Annotated in this window: 14 protein-coding genes, 4 tRNA genes and 2 rRNA genes (1 of these 20 only partly in view); all 20 read right to left on the bottom strand. The window is 56.9% G+C overall.

Annotated elements, in window-relative coordinates:
- Positions 1-5: 5 nt before the first annotated feature.
- Positions 6-377, bottom strand: coding sequence for a 30S ribosomal protein S12 (gene rpsL, locus DV532_RS02375; RefSeq protein ID WP_003255492.1), 372 nt, complete (start codon positions 375-377; stop codon positions 6-8).
- 211 nt (positions 378-588) lie between these two features.
- Positions 589-4,788: a DNA-directed RNA polymerase subunit beta' gene (gene rpoC, locus DV532_RS02370; RefSeq protein ID WP_056797523.1), complete on the bottom strand. Its 4,200-nt coding sequence runs from the start codon at positions 4,786-4,788 to the stop codon at positions 589-591.
- Between the two features lie 64 nt (positions 4,789-4,852).
- On the bottom strand, positions 4,853-8,926 hold the full coding sequence (gene rpoB, locus DV532_RS02365) for a DNA-directed RNA polymerase subunit beta (protein WP_056797526.1): 4,074 nt from the start codon (positions 8,924-8,926) through the stop codon (positions 4,853-4,855).
- Positions 8,926-9,096 (bottom strand): hypothetical protein, encoded by a 171-nt coding sequence (locus DV532_RS30165; protein WP_156675860.1) that lies wholly within the window; start codon positions 9,094-9,096, stop codon positions 8,926-8,928. Before DV532_RS30165 ends, rpoB begins: the two co-directional genes overlap by 1 nt.
- Before the next feature lie 50 nt (positions 9,097-9,146).
- The gene (rplL, locus tag DV532_RS02360) at positions 9,147-9,512 is read right to left on the bottom strand and encodes a 50S ribosomal protein L7/L12 (protein WP_007957596.1); all 366 of its coding nucleotides are present in this window, start codon (positions 9,510-9,512) and stop codon (positions 9,147-9,149) included.
- Positions 9,513-9,589: 77 nt separating this feature from the next.
- A complete protein-coding gene (rplJ, locus tag DV532_RS02355; protein ID WP_003255497.1) occupies positions 9,590-10,090 on the bottom strand; it encodes a 50S ribosomal protein L10 in 501 nt (166 codons plus the stop codon).
- Positions 10,091-10,287: 197 nt separating this feature from the next.
- A complete protein-coding gene (rplA, locus tag DV532_RS02350) occupies positions 10,288-10,983 on the bottom strand; it encodes a 50S ribosomal protein L1 (RefSeq protein ID WP_056797529.1) in 696 nt (231 codons plus the stop codon).
- Positions 10,983-11,414 (bottom strand): 50S ribosomal protein L11, encoded by a 432-nt coding sequence (rplK, locus tag DV532_RS02345; protein WP_003255500.1) that lies wholly within the window; start codon positions 11,412-11,414, stop codon positions 10,983-10,985. Before rplK ends, rplA begins: the two co-directional genes overlap by 1 nt.
- 119 nt (positions 11,415-11,533) lie before the next feature.
- A complete protein-coding gene (gene nusG, locus DV532_RS02340; RefSeq protein WP_003255501.1) occupies positions 11,534-12,067 on the bottom strand; it encodes a transcription termination/antitermination protein NusG in 534 nt (177 codons plus the stop codon).
- Between the two features lie 9 nt (positions 12,068-12,076).
- Positions 12,077-12,445, bottom strand: coding sequence for a preprotein translocase subunit SecE (gene secE, locus DV532_RS02335; protein WP_003257081.1), 369 nt, complete (start codon positions 12,443-12,445; stop codon positions 12,077-12,079).
- Positions 12,446-12,489: 44 nt separating this feature from the next.
- Positions 12,490-12,565: transfer RNA gene (locus tag DV532_RS02330), tRNA-Trp, on the bottom strand.
- Between the two features lie 54 nt (positions 12,566-12,619).
- Positions 12,620-13,813 carry an elongation factor Tu gene (gene tuf / locus DV532_RS02325; RefSeq protein ID WP_003255489.1) on the bottom strand — a complete coding sequence of 398 codons (1,194 nt, stop codon included), beginning with the start codon at positions 13,811-13,813 and terminating at the stop codon, positions 12,620-12,622.
- 78 nt (positions 13,814-13,891) lie between these two features.
- Positions 13,892-13,967: transfer RNA gene (locus tag DV532_RS02320), tRNA-Thr, on the bottom strand.
- A 29-nt stretch (positions 13,968-13,996) separates the two neighbouring features.
- Positions 13,997-14,070, bottom strand: a tRNA-Gly gene (locus tag DV532_RS02315).
- A 24-nt stretch (positions 14,071-14,094) separates the two neighbouring features.
- Positions 14,095-14,178 (bottom strand) — tRNA-Tyr (locus DV532_RS02310).
- A gap of 152 nt (positions 14,179-14,330) precedes the next feature.
- Entirely contained in the window at positions 14,331-14,756 is a 426-nt protein-coding gene (locus DV532_RS02305) for a hypothetical protein (protein WP_056806893.1), read from the bottom strand.
- Between the two features lie 7 nt (positions 14,757-14,763).
- A complete protein-coding gene (locus DV532_RS02300; RefSeq protein ID WP_056806888.1) occupies positions 14,764-15,513 on the bottom strand; it encodes a pantothenate kinase in 750 nt (249 codons plus the stop codon).
- Complete coding sequence (birA, locus tag DV532_RS02295; protein WP_056806885.1) at positions 15,503-16,462, bottom strand: bifunctional biotin--[acetyl-CoA-carboxylase] ligase/biotin operon repressor BirA; 960 nt, start codon at positions 16,460-16,462, stop codon at positions 15,503-15,505. Before birA ends, DV532_RS02300 begins: the two co-directional genes overlap by 11 nt.
- Before the next feature lie 175 nt (positions 16,463-16,637).
- A 5S ribosomal RNA gene (gene rrf / locus DV532_RS02290) occupies positions 16,638-16,753 on the bottom strand.
- A gap of 138 nt (positions 16,754-16,891) precedes the next feature.
- Positions 16,892-18,607 (bottom strand): 23S ribosomal RNA (locus DV532_RS02285); it runs 1,177 nt beyond the window's last position.

The following is an 18,607-nucleotide window of genomic DNA, read 5'->3' as shown; positions in this document are numbered from 1 at the left end:
GCCGATTACTTCGGACGCTTGGTACCGTACTTCGAACGACCCTGGTTACGGCCTTTAACGCCCGAGGTATCCAGAGAGCCGCGAACGGTGTGGTAACGAACACCTGGCAAGTCTTTTACACGGCCGCCACGGATCAGGACGACGCTGTGCTCTTGCAGGTTGTGGCCTTCACCGCCGATGTACGAGGAAACCTCGAAACCGTTGGTCAGACGCACACGGCAAACTTTACGCAGTGCCGAGTTAGGTTTTTTCGGCGTGGTGGTGTACACACGGGTGCACACGCCACGACGTTGCGGGCAGTTCTGCAGCGCAGGAACGTCGGACTTCTCGACCGAACGCTTACGCGGCTGACGTACCAGCTGGTTGATAGTTGCCATCTACTAGCTCCACTGATTGTCTTGCGACTCTATTGTCTTGCAAGAAAGCCAAAAATTGACGAGACAGAGCCTCACCAAATTTAAGGGTACAAAAGTCTACGGAGGATCTTGCACCCAGTCAAGACGAGGCCCCGGCCCTCCCCGCCCGATCATCGGCAACATTTCATGTCGCCGATGGCCGTTCGGGGCTTGCCGGGGCCCTGCCCTGTACTTAGTTACCGCTGGAATTCAGCGCTTCGGTCAGTGCGGCTTCCACCTCACTGGCGCTTACACGCAGCGGTTTGTCGGCATCACGGCGACGCTTGCGCTCGCTGTGATACGCCAGACCAGTACCCGCCGGGATCAGACGACCCACGACCACGTTCTCTTTGAGACCGCGCAGGTAATCGCGCTTGCCGGTTACCGCCGCCTCGGTCAATACGCGGGTGGTTTCCTGGAAGGAAGCCGCGGAAATGAACGATTCGGTCGACAACGAGGCCTTGGTGATCCCCAGCAGCACACGAGTGAACTTGGAGATGAACTTGTCCTCGCTGGCGAGACGCTCGTTCTCGACCAATACGTGGGTCAGTTCCATCTGGTCGCCCTTGATGAAGCTGGAGTCACCCGACTCGGCGATCTCAACCTTGCGCAGCATCTGACGCAGGATGGTCTCGATGTGCTTGTCGTTGATCTTCACGCCTTGCAGACGGTAAACGTCCTGGATCTCGTTGACGATGTACTTCGCCAGCGCGCTCACACCCAGCAGACGCAGGATGTCGTGCGGATCGCTCGGGCCGTCGGAGATAACTTCGCCGCGGTTTACCTGTTCGCCTTCGAAGACGTTCAGGTGGCGCCACTTCGGAATCAGCTCTTCGTACGGTTCGCTACCGTCGGTCGGAGTAATGACCAGACGACGCTTGCCCTTGGTTTCTTTACCGAACGCGATGGTGCCGCTGACTTCAGCCAAAATCGAGGCTTCTTTCGGACGGCGCGCTTCGAACAAGTCGGCAACGCGCGGCAGACCACCGGTGATGTCACGGGTCTTCGACGTTTCTTGCGGGATACGCGCGATAACGTCACCAACACCGATCTGAGCACCGTCAGCTACACCAACCAAGGCGTTAGCCGGCAGGAAGTACTGGGCAGGTACGTCGGTACCTGGCAGGTACAGGTCCTTGCCAGCAGCATCGACCATCTTGATGGCTGGACGGATTTCCTTGCCTGCAGCAGGGCGATCCTTGACGTCCAGCACTTCAATGTTGGTCAAGCCGGTCAGTTCGTCGGTCTGACGCTTGATGGTGATGTTTTCTTCCATGCCCACGAAGGTCACGGTACCTTTCAGCTCGGTAACGATCGGGTGGGTGTGCGGGTCCCACTTGGCGACGATAGCGCCAGCTTCGACCTTCTCACCTTCCTTGACCGAAATCACCGCACCGTATGGCAGCTTGTAACGCTCACGCTCACGACCGAATTCGTCGGCAATAGCCAGCTCACCGGAACGCGATACGGCAACCAGGTTGCCATCTGCACGCTCAACCTGCTTCAGGTTATGCAGACGAACCATACCGCCGTTCTTCACCTGAACGCTGTCGGCAGCCGAAGTACGGCTAGCAGCACCACCGATGTGGAACGTACGCATGGTCAGCTGGGTACCCGGCTCACCGATCGACTGGGCAGCGATAACGCCGACAGCTTCACCGATGTTCACCTGGTGACCGCGAGCCAGGTCGCGACCGTAGCACTTGGCGCAGATGCCGTAGCGGGTTTCGCAGTTGATCGGCGAACGCACGATCACTTCATCGATGCTGTTCAGCTCGATGAACTCTACCCACTGCTCGTCGACCAGGGTACCGGCCGGAACGATAACGTCCTCGGTGCCTGGCTTGAACACGTCACGGGCAATGACACGACCCAGTACACGCTCACCCAGCGGCTCTACAACGTCACCGCCTTCAATGTGCGGCGTCATCAGCAGGCCGTGGTCGGTGCCGCAGTCGATCTCGGTCACTACCAGATCCTGGGCAACGTCTACCAGACGACGGGTCAGGTAACCGGAGTTCGCAGTCTTCAGTGCGGTATCCGCCAGACCCTTACGAGCACCGTGTGTAGAGATGAAGTACTGAAGTACGCTCAAACCTTCACGGAAGTTCGCGGTGATCGGCGTCTCGATGATCGAGCCGTCCGGCTTGGCCATCAGACCACGCATACCAGCCAGCTGACGAATCTGTGCTGCGGAACCCCGCGCACCGGAGTCAGCCATCATGTACATCGAGTTGAAGGACTCTTGCTCGACTTCCTTGCCTTCGCGGTCAATGACCTTCTCTTTCGAGAGGTTGGCCATCATCGCCTTGGACACTTCGTCGTTCGCCTTCGACCACAAGTCGATGACCTTGTTGTACTTCTCGCCCTGGGTTACCAGGCCGGAAGCGTACTGGCTTTCGATTTCCTTCACTTCATCGGTAGCGCTGTTGATGATGCGCGCTTTCTCATCAGGGATGACAAAGTCGTTCACACCAATGGACACGCCAGAGATGGTGGAGTACGCGAAACCGGTGTACATCAGCTGGTCAGCGAAGATAACAGTCTCTTTCAGACCAACCACACGATAGCACTGGTTGATCAGCTTGGAGATTGCCTTCTTCTTCATCGGCTGGTTGACCACGTCGTACGGCAGGCCTGCCGGTACAACCTGGAACAGCAGCGCACGGCCGACAGTGGTGTCGACGATACGGGTGTTCTTGGTAACGCTGCCATCGCGATCTTTCACGGTTTCGTTGATACGAACCTTGATTTTCGCGTGCAGGGCAGCTTCGCCGGCGCGGAATACGCGGTCGACTTCCTGCAGGTCAGCGAATACGCGACCTTCGCCCTTGGCGTTGATGGCTTCGCGGGTCATGTAGTACAGACCCAATACCACGTCCTGCGACGGAACGATGATTGGCTCACCGTTGGCTGGCGACAGGATGTTGTTGGTCGACATCATCAGCGCGCGCGCTTCGAGCTGGGCTTCCAGCGTCAGCGGCACGTGAACGGCCATCTGGTCACCGTCGAAGTCGGCGTTGTACGCAGCGCAGACCAGCGGGTGCAGCTGGATAGCCTTACCTTCGATCAGAACCGGTTCAAAGGCCTGGATACCCAGACGGTGCAGGGTCGGTGCACGGTTGAGCAGTACGGGGTGTTCGCGAATCACTTCGGCGAGAACGTCCCATACCTCTGGCAGTTCGCGCTCGACCATCTTCTTGGCAGCCTTGATGGTGGTCGCCAGACCACGCATTTCCAGCTTGCCGAAAATAAACGGCTTGAACAGCTCGAGGGCCATCTTCTTCGGCAGACCGCACTGGTGCAGACGCAGGGTCGGGCCAACGGTAATTACCGAACGACCAGAGTAGTCCACACGCTTACCGAGCAAGTTCTGACGGAAGCGACCTTGCTTACCTTTGATCATGTCAGCCAGGGACTTCAGCGGACGCTTGTTCGAGCCAGTGATGGCGCGACCGCGACGGCCGTTGTCCAGCAGGGCGTCGACCGCTTCCTGCAACATGCGCTTTTCGTTGCGCACGATAATGTCTGGCGCCGACAGATCCAGCAGGCGCTTCAAGCGGTTGTTACGGTTGATCACCCGACGATACAGGTCGTTCAGGTCGGAGGTCGCGAAGCGGCCACCATCCAGCGGAACCAGCGGGCGCAGGTCCGGCGGCAGCACTGGCAGGACGGTCAGCACCATCCACTCAGGCAGGTTGCCCGAGCCTTGGAATGCTTCCATCAGCTTCAGGCGCTTGGACAGCTTCTTGATCTTGGTTTCCGAGTTGGTCTGCGGAATTTCTTCGCGCAGGCGGGCAATCTCGTGCTCCAGGTCGATAGCGTGCAACAGTTCGCGGACGGCTTCGGCACCCATGCGGGCGTCAAAGTCATCACCGTACTCTTCCAGCGCTTCGAAGTACTGCTCGTCGTTCAGCAGCTGACCCTTTTCCAGGGCGGTCATGCCTGGATCGATCACGACGTAGCTCTCGAAGTAGAGCACGCGCTCGATGTCACGCAGGGTCATGTCCATCAGCAGGCCGATACGGGACGGCAGCGACTTCAGGAACCAAATGTGGGCAACCGGCGAGGCCAGTTCGATGTGCGCCATGCGCTCACGACGAACTTTTGCCAGGGCAACTTCAACGCCGCACTTCTCGCAGATCACGCCGCGGTGCTTGAGGCGCTTGTACTTGCCGCACAGGCACTCGTAGTCCTTGACTGGGCCAAAGATCTTGGCGCAGAACAGGCCGTCACGCTCAGGCTTGAACGTACGGTAGTTGATGGTTTCCGGCTTCTTAACTTCACCGAACGACCACGAACGGATCATTTCAGGCGACGCCAGACCGATGCGGATGGCGTCGAACTCTTCGACTTGACCCTGGTTTTTCAGCAAATTCAGTAGGTCTTTCAAGGCCTTTCCTCCTGGCGGAGCAGGGAGCGGGCATTACCTGCCCCGCCCCCCTTCGCGTCACGTGTTATTCGGTTTCCAGATCGATATCGATACCGAGCGAACGAATCTCTTTGATCAACACGTTGAAGGACTCGGGCATGCCCGGCTCCATACGGTGATCGCCATCCACGATGTTCTTGTACATCTTGGTACGGCCGTTCACGTCGTCCGACTTCACTGTGAGCATTTCTTGCAGGGTGTATGCCGCGCCGTATGCTTCCAGCGCCCACACTTCCATCTCCCCGAAACGCTGACCACCGAACTGCGCCTTACCACCCAGCGGTTGCTGGGTAACCAGGCTGTAGGAACCAGTGGAACGCGCGTGCATCTTGTCGTCCACCAAGTGGTTCAGCTTGAGCATGTACATGTAACCAACGGTCACAGGACGCTCGAACTTGTTGCCAGTACGGCCGTCGAACAGCACCATCTGGCCGCTTTCTGGCAGATCGGCCAGCTTCAGCATGGCCTTGATCTCGCGCTCCTTGGCACCATCGAAGACCGGCGTAGCCATTGGCACGCCCTTCTTCAGGTTGTGGGCCAGGGCCAGGATCTCTTCGTCGGTGAACTCGTCGAGGTTTTCCTGACGACCGCCGATCTCGTTGTAGACCTCGGTCAGGAAGACGCGCAGTTCAGCGGCCTTACGCTGCTCTTCGATCATGCGGTCGATCTTCTCGCCCAGCCCCTTGGCAGCGAGACCCAGGTGGGTTTCGAGGATCTGACCGACGTTCATACGCGAAGGTACGCCCAACGGGTTCAGGACGACGTCGACCGGGGTACCGTTGGCGTCGTGTGGCATGTCTTCAACCGGCATGATTACCGAGACAACACCCTTGTTACCATGACGACCGGCCATCTTGTCACCCGGCTGGATGCGACGGCGGATTGCCAGGTAAACCTTGACGATCTTCAGTACGCCTGGAGCCAGGTCATCGCCCTGCTGCAGCTTGCGCTTCTTGTCTTCGAACTTGTCGTCCAGCAGACGGCGACGGTCGACGATGTACTGCTGAGCCTTTTCCAGCTGCTCGTTCAGTGCATCTTCAGCCATGCGCAGTTTGAACCACTGGCCGTGCTCCAGACCGTCCAGCACTTCGTCAGTGACCACGGTACCTTTCTTCAGGCCCGCACCACCGTCGACCACCTGGCCGTTCAGAGCAGAACGCAGACGCTCGAAGGTTGCACCTTCGACGATGCGGAACTCTTCGTTGAGGTCCTTGCGGATCTCGTCCAGCTGCATCTTCTCGATGGCCAAGGCGCGGCTATCGCGCTCAACGCCATCACGGGTGAAGACCTGTACGTCGATGACGGTACCCTTGGTGCCGGTTGGCACACGCAGGGAGGTGTCCTTAACGTCGCTGGCCTTCTCACCGAAGATTGCGCGCAGCAGTTTTTCTTCAGGAGTCAGCTGGGTTTCGCCTTTTGGCGTGACCTTGCCGACGAGAATGTCGCCAGCGCCGACTTCGGCACCTACGTAAACAATACCGGCTTCGTCCAGCTTGTTCAGTGCAGCTTCACCCACGTTCGGGATGTCCGCAGTGATTTCCTCTGGGCCAAGCTTGGTGTCACGCGCCACACAGGTCAGTTCCTGAATGTGGATGGTGGTGAAGCGGTCTTCCTGAACCACACGCTCGGACAGGCAGATGGAGTCTTCGAAGTTGAAGCCGTTCCACGCCATGAACGCGATACGCATGTTCTGACCCAGTGCCAGTTCACCCATATCGGTGGACGGACCGTCGGCCATGATGTCGCTGCGCTGAACCTTGTCACCTTTGCTCACCAGCGGACGCTGGTTGATGCAGGTGTTCTGGTTCGAACGGGTGTACTTGGTGAGGTTGTAGATATCCACACCTGCTTCACCAGTCTCGACTTCGTCGTCATTGACGCGAACGACGATACGGCTGGCGTCGACCGAATCGATCACACCACCGCGACGAGCAACCACGCAAACACCGGAGTCACGAGCAACGTTGCGCTCCATGCCAGTACCTACCAGCGGCTTGTCGGCACGCAGGGTTGGTACAGCCTGACGCTGCATGTTCGAACCCATCAACGCACGGTTGGCGTCGTCGTGCTCGAGGAACGGAATCAACGACGCAGCAACCGAAACAACCTGCTTCGGCGAAACGTCCATCAAGGTGACGTCTTCTGGCGCCTTGACGGTGAATTCGTTGAGGTGACGAACAGCTACCAACTCATCGATCAGCTGCTTCTTCTCGTTCATCGTGGCCGAAGCCTGAGCGATGACGTGATCCGCTTCTTCAATGGCCGACAGGAACACGATGTCATCGCTGACAACGCCTTCCTTCACCACGCGGTACGGGCTTTCCAGGAAGCCGTACTGGTTGGTGCGGGCATAGGCTGCCAGGGAGTTGATCAGACCGATGTTCGGACCTTCAGGGGTCTCGATCGGGCACACACGGCCGTAGTGGGTCGGGTGTACGTCACGGACTTCGAAGCCGGCACGCTCACGGGTCAGACCGCCAGGGCCAAGTGCGGAGACGCGGCGCTTGTGGGTGATCTCGGAGAGCGGGTTGTTCTGGTCCATGAACTGGGACAGCTGGCTGGAACCGAAGAACTCTTTCACCGCCGCCGCAACCGGCTTGGCGTTGATCAGGTCTTGCGGCATCAGGCCTTCGCTTTCCGCCATCGACAGGCGTTCCTTGACCGCGCGCTCGACACGCACCAGGCCAACGCGGAACTGGTTCTCGGCCATCTCGCCGACGCAACGTACGCGACGGTTACCCAAGTGGTCGATGTCGTCGACGATGCCTTTGCCGTTACGGATATCGACCAGGGTCTTCAGAACCTCGACGATGTCTTCTTTGCTCAGCACGCCCGAACCTTCGATCTCGGTACGACCGATACGACGGTTGAACTTCATGCGACCAACGGCGGACAGGTCGTAACGCTCGGCGCTGAAGAACAGGTTGTTGAACAGGGTCTCGGCAGCATCCTTGGTCGGCGGCTCGCCTGGACGCATCATGCGGTAGATCTCGACCAGGGCTTCCAGCTGGTTGCTGGTGGTGTCGATCTTCAGGGTATCGGAGATGAACGGACCGCAATCGATGTCGTTGGTGTACAGGGTCTCGATACGGACAACCTGCGCCTTGGCGACCTTGATCAACAGATCGGTGGTCATCTCGGTGTTGCATTCAGCCAGGATCTCGCCGGTAGCCGGATGCACGATGGCCTTGGCGGTAGTGCGGCCCAGGACGTATTCCATAGGAACGTCCAGCTGCTTGACGCCGGCCTTCTCGAGCTGGTTGATGTGGCGCGCGGTAATACGGCGGCCTTGCTCAACGATGACTTTGCCGTTTTCGTCATGGATGTCCATGACTGCAACTTCACCACGCAGACGCTGAGGCACCAGTTCCAGGCTGAGTTTTTCGCCGGAAACGTGGAAGACGTTGGTGGTATAGAAGGTGTTCAGCACTTCTTCAGTGCTGTAGCCCAACGCGCGCAGCAGCACCGAGGCCGGCAGCTTGCGGCGACGGTCGATACGCACGAACACGCAGTCCTTCGGGTCGAACTCGAAGTCCAACCAGGAGCCGCGGTAAGGGATGATGCGAGCGGAGTACAGCAGCTTGCCGGAGCTGTGGGTCTTGCCACGGTCGTGGTCGAAGAACACACCAGGCGAACGGTGCAGCTGGGAAACGATCACACGCTCGGTACCGTTGATAACGAAGGTACCGTTCTCAGTCATCAGGGGGATTTCACCCATGTAGACTTCTTGCTCTTTGATGTCCTTGATCGCTTTGTTCGACGATTCCTTGTCGAAGATGATCAGGCGCACCTTGACCCGCAGTGGGACCGCGAAGGTCACGCCACGCAGGACACATTCCTTCACATCGAAGGCGGGCTCGCCCAGGCGATAGCCTACGTACTCCAGGGCAGCATTGCCGGAGTAGCTGATGATCGGGAATACCGATTTGAAGGCCGCGTGCAGGCCGACGTCGCGGAAGTGATCCTTGGATGCTCCCGCTTGCAGGAATTCGCGATACGAATCCAGCTGGATGGCCAGGAGGTAAGGCACATCCATGACGTCCGGCAACTTGCTAAAGTCCTTGCGGATACGTTTTTTCTCAGTGTATGAGTAAGCCATCAGCGTTCCCCAGCTTGGTCACCTGCTTGTTTGGCTTCTCCCGGCGGGAGCAGCCAGAAAATCGTGCAAACCCCTTGGTTTGCGCCACCCACATGGGTGTCTTGCAGCTCGCTATCGGGGCCGATCTGATCGACCACCAATAACGGAAAAAGGCCGGTGGCATAAGCCACCAGCCATCAGCCTTTCGCTCAACGCTTAGGCTGGCATCGCAAAGTCGAAATTACTTCAGCTCGACTTTAGCGCCTGCTTCTTCCAGCTTCTTCTTAGCGTCTTCAGCGGCTTCTTTCGAAACGCCTTCAGCTACAACCTGAGGAGCGCCATCGACTTTCTCTTTGGCTTCTTTCAGGCCCAGACCGGTCAGCTCGCGAACGGCTTTAATCACGTTCACTTTCTTCTCGCCGGCTTCAACCAGAACAACGTTGAACTCGGTCTGCTCTTCAACAACGGCAGCAGCAGCAGCTGGGCCAGCAGCGGCAACAGCAGCGGTAACGCCGAAGGTTTCTTCCATTGCTTTGATCAGCTCAACAACTTCCAGAACGGTTTTCTGGCCGATTGCTTCGATGATTTGTTCGTTAGTCAGAGACATGACTTAAATCCTGTATTGGGGTGACAGCCTACGCAGCCATCAAATTAAACGTATGATTTTGAAAGAGTTCGCGCGCCTTAGGCAGCGGTAGCTTCTTTCTGGTCGCGAATGGCTGCCAGAGTACGAGCCAGCTTGCTGGTGGCGCCTTGAATCACGCTCATCAGTCGTGCAATAGCTTCGTCGCGGGTCGGCAGGGTAGCCAACACGTCGATCTGGTTCGCTGCAATGAAATTGCCGTCAAACGCAGCTGCCTTGATCTCGAACTTGTCCTGACCCTTGGCGAACTCTTTGAACAGACGAGCAGCAGCGCCCGGGTGTTCGTTGGAGAAAGCAATCAGGGTCGGGCCTTTGAACGCGTCGTTGAGGATCGAAAATTCGGTGCCTTCAACAGCGCGCTTGAGCAGGGTGTTACGTACGACACGTACGTATACGCCAGCTTCGCGGGCCTCTTTACGGAGTCCGGTCATTGCGCTTACAGTCACACCACGGGCATCGGCCACGACAGCGGACAGAGCGACTTTGGCAGCCTCGTTGACTTCAGCGACGATGGCCTTCTTGTCTTCGAGTTTAATTGCCACGGGTTTACTCCTGGTTTTTACCGTTGCATCTGGCCGAAGCCGGATGTCGTTTTGGTGTCTGATTCGGTAACGAATCGGGAGCACCATCTGCGTGGGCTGGTGTTTTAAGGCTTGCGCCGCCTACGGTCTTGGATAGCCCCCGCCAGGCAGGGACCCCAATTTTTGCTGGTGGCGCGACAGGTCGCGCCACCATGTTCTTACACGTTCAGCGAGCTCTGATCGATGACCAGACCTGGGCCCATAGTGGTGCTCAGGGTAACGCGCTTGACGTAGATACCTTTCGAGGAAGCCGGCTTGATACGCTTCAGATCAGCGATCAGGGCTTCAACGTTTTCCTTCAGCTTGCCGGCTTCGAAGCCGATTTTGCCAACGGAGGTATGGATAATACCGTTTTTGTCGGTACGGTAGCGAACCTGACCAGCCTTGGCGTTTTTCACGGCAGTGGCTACGTCTGGGGTCACGGTACCAACTTTAGGGTTAGGCATCAGGCCGCGAGGACCCAGAACCTGACCCAGCTGACCTACTACGCGCATGGCATCAGGCGATGCGATGACGACGTCATAGTTCAGGTCGCCGCCTTTCATTTCGGCAGCCAGATCGTCCATACCTACACGGTCAGCGCCGGCAGCCAGAGCGGCCTCAGCAGCTGGACCCTGGGTGAAGACAGCAACGCGAACAGTCTTGCCAGTGCCGTGCGGCAGCACAGTAGCGCTACGTACGACCTGGTCGGATTTACGCGGGTCAACACCGAGGTTAACGGCGATGTCGTAGGACTCTACGAACTTGGCAGCCGGCAGCGAAGCCAGCAGAGTTGCCGCGTCTTCGAAGTTGTAGGCCTTGCCTGCTTCGATTTTCTCGGCGATTGCCTTTTGGCGCTTAGTCAGCTTAGCCATTACACACCCTCCACGTTCAGGCCCATGCTGCGGGCAGAGCCAGCGATGGTGCGTACAGCAGCGTCCAGGTCAGCGGCAGTCAGATCAGCCTGTTTAGCTTTGGCGATGTCTTCCAGCTGAGCACGGGTAACGGTACCGACTTTAACGGTGTTCGGGCGAGCCGAACCACTGGTCAGGCCAGCAGCTTTCTTCAGCAGAACCGAGGCAGGGGTGCTCTTGGTCTCGAAGGTGAAGCTACGGTCGCTGTAAACAGTGATGATCACAGGAGTCGGCAGGCCGGCTTCTTGACCCTGAGTACGGGCGTTGAAGGCCTTGCAGAATTCCATGATGTTCACACCGTGTTGGCCCAGTGCTGGACCAACGGGTGGGCTTGGGTTGGCCTGGCCGGCCTTAACTTGCAGCTTGATGTAAGCCTGAATCTTCTTAGCCATGAGCTACTCCAAAATCGGGTACGAACGCCTGATGGCTCCCCGGATGACTTGCGTGTTATCCCAAAGACGACAAAACCCCGCAGCAAACAAGGCTGCGGGGTATGGGATGCTTCGTCCGCCTAGACCTTTTCGACCTGGCTGAACTCGAGCTCCACCGGAGTAGAGCGACCGAAAATGAGCACTGCAACCTGCAGGCGGCTCTTTTCGTAGTTAACTTCTTCGACACTACCATTGAAGTCAGCGAACGGACCATCAATGACTCGAACCACTTCACCCGGCTCGAACAGCGTCTTCGGCTTCGGCTTGTCGCTACCGTCGGCAACGCGACGCAGGATAGCCTCGGCTTCTTTATCAGTGATCGGTGCAGGCTTGTCTGCAGTACCACCAATAAAGCCCATCACACGAGGGGTATCCTTGACCAAGTGCCAAGTCCCTTCGTTCATCTCCATCTGGACCAATACATAGCCAGGGAAGAATTTACGCTCACTCTTGCGCTTCTGGCCGTTACGCATTTCGACGACTTCTTCGGTCGGGACCAAGATCTCGCCGAAACCGTCTTCCATGCCAGCCAGCTTGACGCGCTCAATCAGGGAGCGCATTACATGCTTCTCGTAACCCGAGTAAGCATGCACAACATACCAACGCTTAGCCACGGGACACCTTTAGCCAACGATCAGGGAGACCGCCCAGCCGAGCAGGGAATCAAGACCCCACAGCAGCAGTGCCATAACCAGCACAACAGCCACGACAATCAGCGTGGTCTGGGTGGTTTCCTGGCGGGTCGGCCACACGACTTTACGAATTTCGGTACGAGCTTCCTTCGCCAGCGCAAAGAACGACTTGCCCTTCGCAGTCTGCAGAGCTACAAAGCCCGCGACAGCAGCCAGGACGAGAAGTGCGAGGACGCGATACAGGATTGGGGATGCCGAGTAATACTGATTACCCACAACACCAACAACCACCAAAGCCACTACAGCCAGCCACTTGAACAGATCAAAACGCGATTCTTGGGCTTCAGTTTTGGGAGTCATTGAGGAAGATCCTGTAAGAAGAAAGCCATCACACCGAAGTGAAATGGCAGGTCAGGAGGGAATCGAACCCCCAACCTACGGTTTTGGAGACCGTCGCTCTGCCAATTGAGCTACTGACCTGTAACGCTGTATCAGGCCGGCCATTATACCGGCCTGATCAAGTAAATCAACTACTTATTCAATAATTTTTGCTACAACGCCGGCGCCGACGGTACGACCGCCTTCACGGATAGCGAAGCGCAGACCGTCTTCCATTGCGATGGTCTTGATCAGGGTAACAGTCATCTGAATGTTGTCACCTGGCATTACCATTTCAACGCCTTCCGGCAGTTCGCAGTTACCGGTCACGTCAGTGGTACGGAAGTAGAACTGAGGACGGTAGCCTTTGAAGAACGGAGTGTGACGGCCGCCTTCTTCCTTCGACAGGACGTAGACTTCTGCGGTGAACTTGGTGTGCGGCTTGACCGAACCTGGCTTGACCAGAACCTGACCACGCTCAACGTCGTCACGCTTGGTACCACGCAGCAGGACGCCGCAGTTCTCGCCAGCACGACCTTCGTCCAGCAGCTTGCGGAACATCTCAACGCCGGTGCAGGTGGTGGTGGTGGTGTCACGCAGACCAACGATTTCCAGCGGATCTTGAACGCGGACGATACCACGCTCGATACGACCGGTAACAACGGTACCACGACCCGAGATCGAGAATACGTCTTCGATCGGCATCAGGAACGGCTGGTCGATGGCACGAACTGGCTCAGGAATGTAGCTGTCCAGAGTCTCTACCAGCTTCTTAACAGCGGTAGTGCCCATTTCGTTGTCGTCTTTGCCTTCCAGGGCCATACGCGCCGAACCGATGATGATCGGGGTGTCGTCGCCTGGGAAGTCATAGGTGGACAGCAGGTCGCGAACTTCCATCTCGACCAGTTCCAGCAGCTCAGCGTCGTCTACCAGGTCAGCCTTGTTCAGGAAGACCACGATGTACGGAACGCCAACCTGACGGGACAGCAGGATGTGCTCACGGGTTTGTGGCATCGGACCATCGGCGGCCGAGCAAACCAGGATCGCGCCGTCCATCTGGGCAGCACCGGTGATCATGTTCTTCACGTAGTCAGCGTGACCTGGGCAGTCAACGTGAGCGTAGTGACGAATGGTCGAGTTGTACTCAACGTGAGCGGTGTTGATGGTGATACCGCGCGCTTTTTCTTCCGGAGCCGAGTCGATCTTGTCGAACTCTACGATTGCCGAACCGAAAACTTCGGAGCAAACGCGAGTCAGAGCTGCGGTCAGAGTGGTCTTACCGTGGTCAACGTGGCCGATAGTGCCGACGTTAACGTGGGGAAGGGAACGATCAAACTTTTCCTTAGCCATCGATACAATCCTCCGCAGAAGAAATAGTCTTGCGCTGATAAAACAAAGGCAGATATTCTCATATCTGCCTTGTTTATATGGAGCTCTTGAGCGGATTTGAACCGCTGACCTCACCCTTACCAAGGGTGTGCTCTACCAACTGAGCTACAAGAGCGAAACACTTTGTGCAAAATCCTGCAAACTTGGAGCGGGTAGCGGGAATCGAACCCGCATCATCAGCTTGGAAGGCTGAGGTTCTACCACTAAACTATACCCGCGGAGCTTGCGGCTCTCGCTAAAACTGGTGGAGGGAGAAGGATTCGAACCTTCGAAGCTCTCGCAACGGATTTACAGTCCGTCCCCTTTGACCGCTCGGGAATCCCTCCAGATGTGGCCGGCATTCTATTTGTCTGCCGTCCTAGTGTCAAGCGTTTTTTCAAATTTTTTCAATCAAATCTGAAACTTAGCTGCTTTGACACCGCTTCCAGTTCTACCCCCTAAGTGGTGTTCCCTGTGAAGCGGGCGCCATTCTATCAAGCTATTCGCCAGTTGCAATACCCTGGCAGAAAATAATTTTATGTTTTAAGTCTTTGAAATCACTGGAAAGAGTCGAAAGGACCGCCGAGTCCAGCAAACGCTCGCTTTCCGGGGCAACTTTGAGCCAACGACCGTCTGCACCCGGCAGCTGCCCCGCCACCGGCAGCGTGGCAATATCCAGGCTTAACAAGCGCTGACGCAGCAAATCGAGCTGCCCCTGCCCCATAACACCGCCGACTACCAGGCACTCATCTCGGCGCTTCGGGGTTGTCGATACACCCGCCTCTCGCAACAGACGGATTTCTTGCTGACTCCCCTTGTACAGCGACAGCGGGGCGACTTCCTTGACCTTCAGCGGGGCTTCCTGCTGGTGCCACACGTAATAGAAGACGTTGAGCACCAGTAACAGCAGAAACAACCAACGCATAGGCACCTCAATCCAATGGGCAGGCCATGGCCAGGCCAACGAAAACCAGGTCAGGCACTACCCGCGCCTGTGGCACGGCTTCCCTGACCAGTGGCGCATCGCCCCCCGTGAGAAACACCGTGAAATTCTCCCCCCATAGCGCCTGCGCCTGTTCGAGCTGGGTGCGTGCAAACCCCTGAAGCATCAGCACACACCCGCGCTCGACCGCCTCGACGGTCGAGCGGCCCGGAGCCAGACTGACCAATGCGCGCTCAGCGGAAGCGTCGTCATAACGGATACGCCGTGTGTGTGTGCGCAGCTGGCTACGCATCAACGGCATACCCGGGCAAATGTAGCCACCCAAGTGCTCGCCGTCCGCAGCAACGAAGTCCGCTTTGGCAGCAGTCCCCAGGTCAATGACCAGGCAAGCGCCTTTGGCCAGGTGAAACGCCCCCAGCGCTGCCAACCAGCGGTCCATGCCCAGGCGCTGATAGTCGTCATAACCATTGCGCACACCGGCCATTTCCTGAGCCGGATGGGCCACACGCGCATGCACGGCAAACGCTTGGGCAATTAACGCGCAAAGCGCATCGGTTTCTTCTTCACTACGCACACTGACGATGCGGCAGCCCGTAAGAGACACAGCAGCCAGTGCAGCCACTTCCGCCACCAGAGCCTGATCGGAGTCGACGATGCCGCCGCCTTCAATCGCCGCATCAGCGACATGGATTACCCGCCACTTGATAAAGCTGTTACCGCAATCGAGCTCAAGAATCATCACGCAACCTCAAACTGAGCTCACCACCACTGAAGCTCTTTTCCACTCCGTCCACCTCAAGGCGTAAGCCGCCCTGCCCGTCGACGCCAAGAACCACGCCATTAATACGTGTACTACCGGCAACCAGGGAAACGTTGCGCCCCTGCCAAAGATGCGCTTGCTCCCATTCCTCCTGGAATGCGGCAAAACCATAGCGACGATGCCGTGCCAATTCGTGTTGTAGCTGCTGACTTAGCGACGCTACCAACCGGTTACGGTCTATTACCGCACCCACTTCACGCCGCATTGAGGTCCACTCCTGGTCGACCTGATCGTTGACCTGCATGTTCACATTGATGCCGACACCCAGCACGACATGACAGACATCCGCCGGATCCCCCACCAACTCCAGCAGGATACCGGTGATCTTCTGCCCCCGAACGAGGACATCGTTGGGCCATTTGAGCCCAACATCCTTTACACCAAACGCCTGCAGTGTACGCATTACGGCTAACCCTACCACCAGGCTCAGGCCCTCGAGTTGGCGCATACCGCCATCCACACGCAGCACCAGGCTGTAATAGAGGTTTTCGGCAAACGGGCTGACCCACTGCCGACCGCGACGACCACGGCCGGCGCTCTGGCGCTCGGCCAGAACCACAAATGGTGCGAGCTGTGCTTCACCGGCAAGTCGCAGGCCTTCGGCGTTGGTCGAATCGATAGTTTCGTGAATGAAAACGGGCCACTGCTCGCCTTCGGCAAAACCGGCGATCGCGTTCGCATCAAGCAAGGCCATTGGCGCAGCCAGCTGATAACCGCGCCCGCGAACCTTGTGGATGGTGAGGTTCAATTCGCTCTCCAGGTGCTGCAGCTGCTTCCAAACGGCGCTGCGACTCACCCCGAGTGCCGCCCCCAGAGCTTCTCCGGAATGGAACCGGCCATCCTTGAGGAGATTCAACAACTTCAGCATGCCAGTCTCGACTTGGAATAAGGCAGGCATGATAGCTACGGGCTGTTAGCTTGCATAGGAAAAGGGCCCCAACGGGGGACATGCAAGACCGCGCACTTGGGTGAGCCTGGGGATTTTTGCGCCACAAAGACAAAACCCCTACCTGCATGCGCAGATAGGGGTTTTGCGAAATGAATCTTGACGATGACCTACTCTCACATGGGGAAACCCCACACTACCATCGGCGATGCATCGTTTCACTACTGAGTTCGGGATGGGATCAGGTGGTTCCAATGCTCTATGGTCGTCAAGAAATTCTGTAGCCAGAATGTCCAGATGGACAGCCCAGCGAATTCGGATATGTGATATTTGTGGTTCGTTGCGAACTTTCGGTTCGTATCATCTTCACCACCACAATTTGGCTTCGTGCGCAAATTGCTTGGGTGTTATATGGTCAAGCCTCACGGGCAATTAGTATTGGTTAGCTCAACGCCTCACAGCGCTTACACACCCAACCTATCAACGTCGTAGTCTTCGACGGCCCTTTAGGGGATTCAAGATCCCAGTGAGATCTCATCTTGAGGCAAGTTTCCCGCTTAGATGCTTTCAGCGGTTATCTCTTCCGAACATAGCTACCCGGCAATGCCACTGGCGTGACAACCGGAACACCAGAGGTTCGTCCACTCCGGTCCTCTCGTACTAGGAGCAGCCCCTCTCAAATCTCAAACGTCCACGGCAGATAGGGACCGAACTGTCTCACGACGTTCTAAACCCAGCTCGCGTACCACTTTAAATGGCGAACAGCCATACCCTTGGGACCGGCTTCAGCCCCAGGATGTGATGAGCCGACATCGAGGTGCCAAACACCGCCGTCGATATGAACTCTTGGGCGGTATCAGCCTGTTATCCCCGGAGTACCTTTTATCCGTTGAGCGATGGCCCTTCCATACAGAACCACCGGATCACTAAGACCTACTTTCGTACCTGCTCGACGTGTTTGTCTCGCAGTCAAGCGCGCTTTTGCCTTTATACTCTACGACCGATTTCCGACCGGTCTGAGCGCACCTTCGTACTCCTCCGTTACTCTTTGGGAGGAGACCGCCCCAGTCAAACTACCCACCATACACTGTCCTCGATCCGGATAACGGACCTGAGTTAGAACCTCAAAGTTGCCAGGGTGGTATTTCAAGGATGGCTCCATGAGAACTGGCGTCCCCACTTCAAAGCCTCCCACCTATCCTACACAAGCAAATTCAAAGTCCAGTGCAAAGCTATAGTAAAGGTTCACGGGGTCTTTCCGTCTAGCCGCGGATACACTGCATCTTCACAGCGATTTCAATTTCACTGAGTCTCGGGTGGAGACAGCGCCGCCATCGTTACGCCATTCGTGCAGGTCGGAACTTACCCGACAAGGAATTTCGCTACCTTAGGACCGTTATAGTTACGGCCGCCGTTTACCGGGGCTTCGATCAAGAGCTTCGCTTGCGCTAACCCCATCAATTAACCTTCCGGCACCGGGCAGGCGTCACACCCTATACGTCCACTTTCGTGTTTGCAGAGTGCTGTGTTTTTAATAAACAGTCGCAGCGGCCTGGTATCTTCGACCGGCATGGGCTTACGGAGCAAGTCCTTGACCCTCGCCGGCGCACCTTCTCCCGAAGTTACGGTGCCATTTTGCCTAGTTCCTTCACCCGAGTTCTCTCAAGCGCCTTGGTATTCTCTACCTAACCACCTGTGTCGGTTTGGGGTACGGTTCCCAGTTATCTGAAGCTTAGGAGCTTTTCTTGGAAGCATGGTATCAACCACTTCGTCGCCTAAAGGCAACTCGTCATCAGCTCTCGGCCTTAGAATCCCGGATTTGCCTAAGATTCCAGCCTACCACCTTAAACCTGGACAACCAACGCCAGGCTGGCCTAACCTTCTCCGTCCCTCCATCGCAATAACTGGAAGTACAGGAATATTAACCTGTTTTCCATCGACTACGCTTTTCAGCCTCGCCTTAGGGACCGACTAACCCTGCGTCGATTAACGTTGCGCAGGAAACCTTGGTCTTTCGGCGTGCGAGTTTTTCACTCGCATTGTCGTTACTCATGTCAGCATTCGCACTTCTGATACCTCCAGCAAGCTTCTCAACTCACCTTCACAGGCTTACAGAACGCTCCTCTA

Source organism: Pseudomonas sp. Leaf58, assembly GCF_003627215.1.
Classification (GTDB): domain Bacteria; phylum Pseudomonadota; class Gammaproteobacteria; order Pseudomonadales; family Pseudomonadaceae; genus Aquipseudomonas.
Note: the sequence above shows the minus strand (reverse complement) of the source record. Positions and strands in the feature narration are given on the sequence as shown.

Coding starts and splice junctions, on each gene's coding strand:
- rplL (WP_007957596.1), bottom strand. CDS start 9,512: ATGTCTCTGACTAACGAACAAATCATCGAAGCAATCGGCCAGAAAACC.
- rplA (WP_056797529.1), bottom strand. CDS start 10,983: ATGGCTAAGCTGACTAAGCGCCAAAAGGCAATCGCCGAGAAAATCGAA.
- DV532_RS02305 (WP_056806893.1), bottom strand. CDS start 14,756: ATGCGTTGGTTGTTTCTGCTGTTACTGGTGCTCAACGTCTTCTATTAC.
- tuf (WP_003255489.1), bottom strand. CDS start 13,813: ATGGCTAAGGAAAAGTTTGATCGTTCCCTTCCCCACGTTAACGTCGGC.
- secE (WP_003257081.1), bottom strand. CDS start 12,445: ATGACTCCCAAAACTGAAGCCCAAGAATCGCGTTTTGATCTGTTCAAG.
- rpsL (WP_003255492.1), bottom strand. CDS start 377: ATGGCAACTATCAACCAGCTGGTACGTCAGCCGCGTAAGCGTTCGGTC.
- birA (WP_056806885.1), bottom strand. CDS start 16,462: ATGCTGAAGTTGTTGAATCTCCTCAAGGATGGCCGGTTCCATTCCGGA.
- rpoB (WP_056797526.1), bottom strand. CDS start 8,926: ATGGCTTACTCATACACTGAGAAAAAACGTATCCGCAAGGACTTTAGC.
- rplK (WP_003255500.1), bottom strand. CDS start 11,414: ATGGCTAAGAAGATTCAGGCTTACATCAAGCTGCAAGTTAAGGCCGGC.
- DV532_RS02300 (WP_056806888.1), bottom strand. CDS start 15,513: ATGATTCTTGAGCTCGATTGCGGTAACAGCTTTATCAAGTGGCGGGTA.